This is a genomic window from Janibacter corallicola NBRC 107790, assembly GCF_001570965.1.
In the GTDB taxonomy this organism is placed as follows: Bacteria; Actinomycetota; Actinomycetes; order Actinomycetales; family Dermatophilaceae; genus Janibacter; species Janibacter corallicola.
This window is the reverse complement of sequence record NZ_BCSR01000066.1, coordinates 1-9,833: the sequence shown is the minus strand read 5'-3', so window position 1 is coordinate 9,833 and position 9,833 is coordinate 1. Positions and strand designations below refer to the sequence as shown.

7 protein-coding genes are annotated in these 9,833 nt (G+C 73.8%); 2 read left to right on the top strand and 5 right to left on the bottom strand.

Annotated features, from left to right (window positions below; genetic code table 11):
- Window positions 1-67: 67 nt before the first annotated feature.
- From JCO01S_RS14675 to JCO01S_RS14655, 5 genes are all read right to left on the bottom strand, one after another.
- Complete coding sequence (locus JCO01S_RS14675) at window positions 68-1,798, bottom strand: ABC transporter ATP-binding protein (protein WP_068257410.1); 1,731 nt, start codon at window positions 1,796-1,798, stop codon at window positions 68-70.
- 2 nt (window positions 1,799-1,800) lie between these two features.
- Complete coding sequence (locus JCO01S_RS14670) at window positions 1,801-2,391, bottom strand: TetR/AcrR family transcriptional regulator (RefSeq protein WP_068257407.1); 591 nt, start codon at window positions 2,389-2,391, stop codon at window positions 1,801-1,803.
- Between the two features lie 54 nt (window positions 2,392-2,445).
- On the bottom strand, window positions 2,446-3,954 hold the full coding sequence (locus JCO01S_RS14665; protein WP_068257404.1) for a DUF7059 domain-containing protein: 1,509 nt from the start codon (window positions 3,952-3,954) through the stop codon (window positions 2,446-2,448).
- 31 nt (window positions 3,955-3,985) lie between these two features.
- On the bottom strand, window positions 3,986-6,310 hold the full coding sequence (locus JCO01S_RS14660) for a sodium-translocating pyrophosphatase (protein ID WP_068257400.1): 2,325 nt from the start codon (window positions 6,308-6,310) through the stop codon (window positions 3,986-3,988).
- A gap of 125 nt (window positions 6,311-6,435) precedes the next feature.
- A complete protein-coding gene (locus JCO01S_RS14655; RefSeq protein WP_068257397.1) occupies window positions 6,436-6,807 on the bottom strand; it encodes an STAS domain-containing protein in 372 nt (123 codons plus the stop codon).
- Between the two features lie 18 nt (window positions 6,808-6,825).
- Between JCO01S_RS14655 and JCO01S_RS14650 the strand changes: the two genes are divergently transcribed.
- On the top strand, window positions 6,826-9,150 hold the full coding sequence (locus tag JCO01S_RS14650) for a DEAD/DEAH box helicase (protein WP_068257394.1): 2,325 nt from the start codon (window positions 6,826-6,828) through the stop codon (window positions 9,148-9,150).
- 21 nt (window positions 9,151-9,171) lie between these two features.
- Entirely contained in the window at window positions 9,172-9,744 is a 573-nt protein-coding gene (locus tag JCO01S_RS14645; protein ID WP_068257391.1) for a hypothetical protein, read from the top strand.
- Window positions 9,745-9,833: the final 89 nt, after the last annotated feature.

The following is a 9,833-nucleotide window of genomic DNA, read 5'->3' as shown; positions in this document are numbered from 1 at the left end:
GGGCCGCCGCGCGGCGCGGGCCGGCGGCGGGCCGCGGCCGCCTTCTCCTCCTCCGTGGGGACCTCGCTCATGCGGCATCCTCCTCGGCGGCCTGGGACTCGACGATCTCGACGTAGGTGGGGCACTCCCGCAACAGCTCGGCGTGGCTGCCCCGCCCGACGACACGCCCGTCGTCGAGCACGACGATCTGGTCGGCATCGATGATGGAGGCGACCCGCTGCGCGACGACGATGACGGTCGCGTCCGAGGTCCACGGGCGAAGGGCGGCGCGCAGCCGGGCGTCCGTCGCGACGTCCAGCGCCGAGAAGGAGTCGTCGAAGAGGTAGACCGCCGGCCGCCGGACGATCGCCCGCGCCATGGCGAGGCGCTGGCGCTGGCCGCCGGAGAGATTGCGCCCGCCCTGACCGACGGTCGCCTCGAGCCCGCCCTGCCGGCGGACGAAGTCGGCGGCCTGGGCGACCTCGAGCGCGGCCCACAGGTCCTCGTCGCTCGCCCCGGGCGCGCCCTGGCGCAGGTTGCTCGCGATGGTGCCGGTGAAGAGGAACGCCCGCTGCGGGACGAGCCCGATCCGGGCCCACAGGTCCTCCAGCGAGGCATCGCGCACGTCGACCCCGCCGAGGGAGACGGCCCCGTCGGTGACGTCGTAGAGGCGGGGCAGCAGACCGACCAGGGTGGTCTTGCCCGAGCCGGTCGACCCGATGACGGCCGTCGTCGTGCCGGGCCGCGCGAGCAGGTCGACGTCGTGCAGGACGGGCGACTCCGCGCCGGGGTAGGCGAAGGTCACCCCCGACATGCGCACCTCGAGCGGCCCCTCCGGCACCGGGACCGGGTCCGCGGTGTCCACGACGCCGGACTCGGTCTCGAGGACCTCGCCGATGCGGCCCGAGGCGACCGCGGCCCGCGGGATCATCATCGTCATCATCGTGGCCATGACGACGGACATGAGGATCTGCGTCAGGTAGGCCATGAACGCGGTGAGCGAGCCGACGCTCATCTGCCCGGCGTCGATCCGCAGCGCACCGAACCACACGACGGCGACCGTCGAGAGGTTGAGCACGACCATCGCGAAGGGGAAGACCGTCGCGAAGAGGTTGCCGACCCGGATCGCGGAGTCGGTGTAGCGGCGGTTGGCCACGGCGAAGCGCTCCCGCTCCTGCTCCTCGCGCACGAAGGCGCGCACGACGCGCACGCCGGTGATCTGCTCGCGCAGGATCCGGTTGACCGCGTCGACGCTGGCCTGCATCGCCCGGAAGCCGGGGACCATCCGGCTGACGAGGACGCCGACGACGACGCCGAGGACCGGGACGGCCACGGCGACGAGCCAGGCGAGGCCCGCCTCCTCCTGCAGCGCCATGATGATGCCGCCGATCATCATGATCGGGGCGGAGAGCATCATCGCCAGGCCCATGTTGGTCACCAGCTGCACCTGCTGGACGTCGTTCGTGCTGCGAGAGATCAGCGTCGGCGCCCCGAAGCGCCCCATCTCCCGGGCGCTGAAGCGGCCGACCCGGGCGAAGAGGTCGGAGCGCACCCGCGCCGCGAGGGAGGAGGAGCAGCGCGAGGCGATCCACGCGACGCCGACGGTCGCGAGCACCTGGACGAGGGAGACGCCGAGCATCACCGCGCCGGCGCGCAGGATGTAGCCGGTGTCTCCCTTCGCCACGCCGTCGTCGATGATCCGGCCGTTGAGGCTCGGCAGCGCGAGCGCCGCCAGGGTGGAGGCCAGCTGGAGGAGCACGAGGCCGACGATGAGCCCGGGCCGGCTGCCCAGGTGGGTGCGCCACAGCCGCAGCAGCATGGTCACCCCCTCCGCAGCACGCCGTGCAGCACGACGTCGACGATCTCGGCCGGGGTCAGCGGCTCCGCGGCGGTGATGTGGGGGTGGGCGCCGGAGAAGCTGAGCAGCCGGACGTACTGGGCGAGTCGCTCGGGGCTGATGGCCAGCCGGTCGGCGTCCGGCTCGAGCAGCGCGACGACCCGGCGGCGCACGCCGACCCGCCAGTCGTCCTCGCCGTGGCCACCGGTCCGGCGGCGCAGCGACTCCGGGGGGCCGGGCATCCCGACGGCGACGAGGATCTCGAAGACCTCCCGGAAGCGCTCGTGGAAGGCGCTGACCACGGCGAGCAGCCGCTCCTCGAGCGGCTGGGCGGGGTCGATCACGTCGAGGCGGGCAAGGAAGGGGGCGGGGTCGGCGGCGTCCTCCACCACGGCGTCGACGAGCTCCTCCTTGGTCTCGAAGACCCGGTAGAGCGTGCCCTCGGCGACGCCGGCGGCGGCCGCGACGTCCTTGGTGCGCACCGCGTGACCGTGCTCGCGCACGAGCGGCCGGGCGGCGTCGAGCAGGACGCGACGGCGTTCGTCGGGGGGAAGCGGTTTCGCACGTGGGGTCACGAACGACCATGCTAAATGAGTGAGCGCTCACTCACAAACAGGTTTCCTCCGACGTCAGGCTGTGAGGAAACCGTCCGCGACGAGGCCGCGGAGCAGGCCGACCCCGCGACCGAGCGCCTCCCCCGTCGGCACGTCGAGCAGCCCGGAGATCGCGACGAGCGACTGCCGGGCGGTCAGCTCGCCGTCGCAGACCGAGACCAGCGCCGCGTCGAGGGTGTCGAGCCGGACCGAGCGGCCGAGCCCGCCGCCCTGACGCAGCACGATGACGTCGGGGTCGGTGGCGCCGGGCCGGGCGTGGGTCTCGGTGGTCACGTCCGGGGCGGCACGCCAGGCGGTGTCGAGCACTCCGTCGTCGTCCGTGCCGGCGAGCCGGTCCCGGGCGACCAGGCCGGCGGCCACGGTGGGCCCCATGGGCGTGGCCACGGGACCGCTCGCCTCCACCAGGTCCACGAAGGGGACGCGCTCCCGGCTCGGTCGGTGCATCGTGATGATCCCGAAGCCGATCTGCTCGATGGACCGGGAGGCGAAGTCGTCCAGCCAGGCCCCCACGAGCGCGTCGTGCTCCGGGGTGCCCGGCAGGTGTCCGCCGTCGCGGGCCCACAGCTCGGCGTACTCGACGGGGTCCTGCACGTCACGCTGGACCACCCAGGCGTCCAGGCCGCTCGCGGCGACCCACGCGCCCACACGGTCGCGCCAGTCCTCTCCCCCGGCGGTCTCCCAGTTGCCGAGCATCTGGGCCACGCCGCCCGGGGCGAGGTGGGCGCCGACCCCCTTCGTCAGGGCCGCGACGACGTCGTCGCCGGCGGCGCCGCCGTCCCGGTACTCGTAGCGGGGCACTCCCCCGGTGCGCGGGGTGATGACGAAGGGGGGATTGCTCACCACGAGGTCGAAGGTCTCCCCGGCCACGGGGTCGAGGAAGGAGCCGCGGCGCAGCTCCCAGTCCAGCCCGTTGAGGGCGGCGTTGAAGGCGGCATAGTCCAGGGCGCGGCCGGAGAGGTCGGTGCCGACGACGTGCTGCGCGTGCCTCGAGAGGTGCAGCGACTGCACCCCGCTGCCGGTGCCGACGTCGAGCGCCCGGCCGACGGGGGTGCGCGGGGTCCACGAGGCCAGGGTGGTCGAGGCGCCGCCGATGCCGAGGACGTGGTCCACGGGCAGCGGTCCGCTGCGGGCGTGCTCGGTCGGGTCCGAGGCCACCCACCACGCGCCCCCGAGGTCGTCGCCGTAGGGACGCAGGTCGCACAAGGCGCGCACGTCGGCGCCGTGGGGCTCGACGAGGTCCAGCTCGACGGCGCCCGCGACGCCGAGCCGCGGCAGCGCCCGCGCGAGGTCGTCGGCGGCGACCTCCAGGCCGAGCCCGAAGCAGCCGACGAGCACGCCGATCGGGTCGCTGGCGGCCACGAGCAGTCGCCGGGCGGGCAGCGTGCGCTCCTTGGCGAGCGCCGTGGCGGCGAGCGGGCCGAGGCGCTCCTGCACCGCGTCGACGGTCAGCGGCAGCGCACTCAGGTCCTCGCGCAGTCGGTCGAGCAGCCGGGGGTCGGTGCGGGGGGTCGCGGAGGTGGTCACGTCCCCGAGCCTATGTCCCCGTCGCGGTCGCTCACGCCGGGTCGCTCACCGGCTCCTCGGTGTCGGTCATCGCCACGTCGTCGCGCTTGGCGATCACGATGGCGGCGACGAGCACGAGCAGCGCGACGATCGTGATGACCCAGCGGATGATCTGGTCGGTGGAGTCGCCGAGGTAGAGGGTGACGATCGCGGGCGCGATGAGGACCGCCACGAGGTTCATGACCTTGATCAGCGGGTTGATCGCCGGGCCGGCGGTGTCCTTGAGGGGGTCCCCGACGGTGTCACCGATGACCGCCGCCTCGTGGGCCGAGGAGCCCTTGCCGCCGTGGTTGCCGTCCTCGACGATCTTCTTCGCGTTGTCCCACGCGCCACCGGAGTTGGCCAGGAAGACGGCCATGAGCGCACCACAGGCGATCGCCCCGGCGAGGAAGCCGGCGAGCGCGCCGACCCCCAGCCCGAAGCCGACGATGATCGGGGTGAGCGCCGCGACGAGGCCGGGCGTGGCCAGCTTCGTCAGCGAGTCGCGGGTGCAGATGTCGACGACCTTCGCGTACTCCGGCCGCTCGGTGCCCGCCATGATGCCGGGCCGCTCGCTGAACTGCCGGCGCACCTCGAGGACGATGGACCCGGCCGCGACGGTGACCGCGTTGATCGCCAGCCCCGAGAAGAGGAAGACGACGGCGGCGCCGATGAGGACGCCGACGAGGACGTTCGGGACGACGACCTGGGTGTTGATCATCGCCTGGAAGGAGTCGGCCCTCGCCGAGATGGCGCCGCCGTCCAGCTCCCTCGCGGCCTGGGTCCAGGCGTCGGTGTAGCTGCCGAAGAGCGCCGTCGCCGCGAGCACCGCGGTCGCGATCGCGATGCCCTTGGTGATCGCCTTCGTCGTGTTGCCGACCGCGTCGAGCTCGGTGAGCACCTGGGCGGCCTCCTCGTCGACGTCGCCGGACATCTCCGCGATGCCCTGGGCGTTGTCGGAGACCGGGCCGAAGGTGTCCATCGCGACGATGACCCCGACCGTGGTGAGCAGCCCGCAGCCGGCGAGCGCGATGAAGAAGAGCCCGAGGGTGACCGAGGAGCCACCGAGGAGGAAGGCCAGGTAGATCGCCGCGGCGATCGTCGCGACCTTGAAGACCGCCGACTCCAGGCCGAGGCTGATGCCGGAGAGGACCACGGTCGCCGCCCCGGTCTCGGTCGTGCGGGCGACGTCGACGGTGGGGCGCTTGTCGGTGCCGGTGTAGTAGCCGGTCATCCGCAGGATGACCGCGGCGAGCACGATGCCGAGGACGACCGCGAGCAGCGCCGAGAGGCGCGGGTCGCCGGCGAGCCCGGCGATGTCCTCGTTCGGGGAGCCGAGCGCGGCGAAGCTGTCCGGGAGGAAGAAGAGGGCCGCCCCCGCCGAGAGCACCGCCGAGATGATCGCGGAGATGTAGAAGCCCCGGTTGATGGCGTCGAGCGCGCTCTCCCCGGCCCGCGCCCGGGTGATGAAGATGCCGATCATCGCGGTGATCGCCCCGACCGCGGGGATGACGAGCGGGAAGACCAGCCCATAGGCGCCGAAGGCCGCCGACCCGAGGATGAGGGCCGCGACGAGGGTGACGGCGTAGGACTCGAAGAGGTCTGCGGCCATGCCGGCGCAGTCACCGACGTTGTCGCCCACGTTGTCCGCGATGGTCGCCGCGTTGCGCGGGTCGTCCTCGGGGATGCCGGCCTCGACCTTGCCGACGAGGTCGGCGCCCACGTCGGCGGCCTTGGTGAAGATGCCGCCGCCGACGCGCATGAACATCGCGAGCAGCGCCGCCCCGAAGCCGAAGCCCTCGAGGACCTTGGGCGCCTCACCGCGGTAGGCGAGCACGACGATCGCCGCGCCGAGCAGCCCGAGCCCGACGGTGAACATGCCCACGGTGCCCCCGGTGCGGAAGGCGATCTGCATCCCCTCGTCACGGCCGCTCGTGCGGGCGGCCTCGGCGACACGGACATTGGCCTTGACCGCCAGGCTCATGCCCAGGTAGCCGATGGCCGCGGAGAAGGCCGCGCCGAGGACGAAGAAGCCGGACCGGCCCCAGCGCACGCCCGCCCCGTCCGCGGGGAGGGCGAGCAGCAGGAGGAAGACGAGCACGACGAAGACGACGAGGGTCTTGAACTGGCGCCGCAGGTACGCGTGCGCCCCCTCCTCGACGGCCTCGGCGATCTCCTGCATCCGCTCGGTCCCGGTGCCGGTGGCCACGACCTGCCGGCGCAGGACCACCCCGAGCCCGAGTGCCAGCAGCCCGATGACCGCCACGATGACGATCAGGGTCAGTTGTGAGCCGTCCAGCTCCACCGACGACGCGGTGGGCAGTGCCGTGCGAGCCATGCCGATCCTCCTTGATGGGCGCGGTGCACGGCCCGGTCGGGCAGGACCCGAGGGGGCCGTTGCCTCACCCTAGCGCCGGGGGAACGAGTGTGCTGGGCTCTGCAGCAGGCGCCTCCGGGGACGGTTCAGGGGGTGCCGGCGTCGGATCCGGCGCCGGCAGCGGCGGCGGCCACGGCGGAGTCGAGGTCGGGGTGGATCTCCAGCAGCTGGTCCAGGCCGGTGATCCCGAAGACCCGCAGGACCCGCTCGTGGGTGGCCACGACGGTCATCACCCCGCCGTGGCGGGCGAGGCGCCGGAGCCTGCCGACGATGACCCCCAGGGCGGTGGAGTCCATGAAGGTGACCTCGCCCAGGTCGAGGGTGAGCCGCCGGTGCCCGTCGGCCAGGAGCGCCTCGAGCGCATCGCGCAGCAGCGCCGCTGAGGTCACGTCGACCTCACCGGCGACGTGGACGACGTGGACCGGTCCGTTTTCGCTGGTCGTGACGGAGATGGACACCGGCCTACCGTAGATCACATGTCCGGTGACACCCCACAGGCGGAAGGGGCCCTGGCCGCCCTGACCGCCGGCCGCGAAGGGCGGCTGCGCCACGTCGAGCGGCTGCCCGCGCGCGCCGCGGAGAGCGCCGACCTGCCGGACTGGGTGGCGCCGCCGCTGGCGCAGGCGCTGGCCACCGCCGGCATCGACCGGCTGTGGTCACACCAGGCGCACGCGGCGCAGCTGGCCCGCGAGGGCGAGCACGTCGTGCTCGCCACGGGCACGGCCTCGGGCAAGTCGCTGGGCTACCTCCTCCCTTCGCTCACGGCGGTGCTCGAGGGGCGTGCCGGGGCAGGCGGCCGGGCGGCGACCGCGCTCTACCTCTCCCCCACCAAGGCACTCGCCGCGGACCAGCTGGCCCGGATCCAGTCCTGGGCGGTGCCGGGGGTGCGGGCGGCCGCCTACGACGGGGACACCCCGAGCGACGAACGGCGCTGGATCCGCGACCACGCCGACGTGATCCTCACCAACCCCGACCTCGTGCACCACTCGCTGCTGCCGGGCCACGAGCACTGGCGGCAGGTGCTGCGCCGGCTGCGCTACGTCGTGATCGACGAGTGCCACGTCTACCGCGGCGTCTTCGGCAGCCACGTCGCGCTGCTGCTGCGCCGGCTGCGGCGGGTGTGCCGGCGCTACGGCGCGGACCCGACCTTCGTGCTGGCCTCCGCGACCGTCGGCGACCCGGGCGGACACGCCTCCCGCCTCATCGGTGACGAGGTCCGCGCGGTGACCGAGGACGGTTCCCCGCGTGGTGCGGTGACCTTCGCGCTGTGGCAGCCGCCGGAGGATGACGAAGGGAGCCGGCGCTCCCCGGTCTCCGAGTCCGCCGGGCTGATGGCCGACCTCGTCGCGAGGGACGTGCAGACGCTGGCCTTCGCGAAGTCCCGGGCCGGCGTGGAGGCGCTCGCCTCCGCCGCCGCCCGCCGTGTGCCCCTCGCGGACGAGGATCGAGTGGCCGCCTACCGGGGCGGCTACCTGCCCGAGGAGCGCCGGGTCATCGAGCGACGACTGCGCGAGCGGGAGCTGCTCGGCCTGGCCGCGACCAACGCCCTCGAGCTCGGCGTCGACATCGCCGGTCTGGACGCGGTGCTCATGGCCGGGTGGCCCGGACGGCTGGCCTCGGTGTGGCAGCAGGCCGGGCGGGCCGGCCGCGACGGTCAGGACGCGCTCGCGGTGCTCGTCGCCGACGACGATCCCCTCGACACGTGGGTGCTCGAGCACCCGGAGACCCTCTTCGGGGCGCCGGTCGAGGCGAGCGTCCTCGATCCGGAGAACGTCCACGTGCTCGTCCCCCACGTCGCCTGCGCCGCCGCGGAGCTTCCGGTGAGGACCGAGGACTCCCGCTGGTTCGGCGAATCCCTGGCGGGCGTCCTCGAGGTGCTGACGGGCCGGGGGATCCTGCGCTCGCGTCCGGGCGGCTGGTACTGGACCCGCCCAGACCGGCCGGGTGAGCACGTCTCGCTGCGCGGCATCGGGGACGTCGTGAGCATCGTGGAGTCCGGCTCCGGTCGGGTCATCGGCACCGTGGACGCCTCGGCCGCGCACAGCCAGGTGCACACCGGCGCGGTGCACGTGCACCAGGGGCGCACCCACGTCGTCACCGAGCTCGACCTCGAAGGCGCCGTCGCCACGGTCGTGCCCGGCGACCCGGGGTGGAGCACGCACGCCCAGTCCAGCTCGGCCTTCGACATCGTCGCCGAGGAGACCGGGCACGACCACGGGCCGGTGCGGGTCAGCTTCGGGCGGGTCGACGTGCGCCGTCAGGTGACCGGCTTCCTCCGGCGGCTGCCGAGCGGTGAGGTCATCGGGCGCCACCCGCTGGAGCTGCCCGAGCAGACCCTCTCCACCCGCGCGGTCTGGTGGACGATGACGCCCGAGGCGCTCGCGGCGGCCGGCGTCGCGGAGGCCGACGTGCCCGGCGCGGCCCACGCCGCCGAGCACGCCGCCATCGGCATGCTCCCGCTGCTCGCCGCCTGCGACCGTTGGGACATCGGTGGCGTCTCGACCGACTGCCACCCCGACACCGGGCTCCCGACGATCATGGTCTACGACGGGCACCCCGGCGGGGCGGGCTTCGCCGCGCGGGCCCACGAGCGCGTCCTGGAGTGGCTGACGATGACCCGCGAGACCATCGCGCGCTGCGGCTGCCGGGGCCGCGGCTGCCCCGCCTGCGTCGTCTCCCCCAAGTGCGGCAACGGCAACGAGCCGCTCGACGCGCGCGGGGCGGTGGCGCTGCTTGACCTGATCACGGAGTCGCTGCGGCCTAGGGTTGGGACCACAGCCCTGCCGGAGATCTCCGGCTGACCGACGCGGAAAGGACCCGACGTGGTCATCATCGGACTCATCCTCGTGCTCATCGCCCTGGCCATCGGGGCCGCGTTGCTCCTCGGTACCTCCGGACCCGAGGTCTCCGCCCAGGACGTCGACATCTCCCTCTTCGACTCGGTGACGATCACGCTCAACCCGCTGACGCTCGTCGTCGGTGGGATGGTCGCGATGTTCCTGCTCTGGCTCGGTCTGGTGCTGATCAAGACGACGCTCGCCCGCAAGGCCCGCGCCCGGAAGCAGCGCAAGCGCGACGAGGCCGCGGCGCGCGAACGGCTCAACGAGCGCGACGGGTACTACGACGACCGCGGCTTCGGCCTGGCTCCCCCGAGCGATGCCGGACGCGGCCGCCCGGAGCTCGCCGAGGAGGACCCGCCGCTCGCCGAGCAGCCGCCCCGCGGCGAGGAGACCACCCGCATCCCGCAGCAGGACACCGGCGAGCGTGCGGCCCGTCCGCCGCGCGAGGACGAGGCGACCGGCCGGATCCCGCCGGTCGATCCCGACGCGACCCGGCAGGTCCCGACCGACGACGCGACGCAGCGCATCCGCCAGGATGAGGACCCCCGCGCCTGACCGGCGGCTCATCCCCCTTCGTCCCCACCGGTGGGGACCGGCCCGGCACGGGCCCGCCCCTCCGCGCTCTCCGGCACACCCGGCGGGCG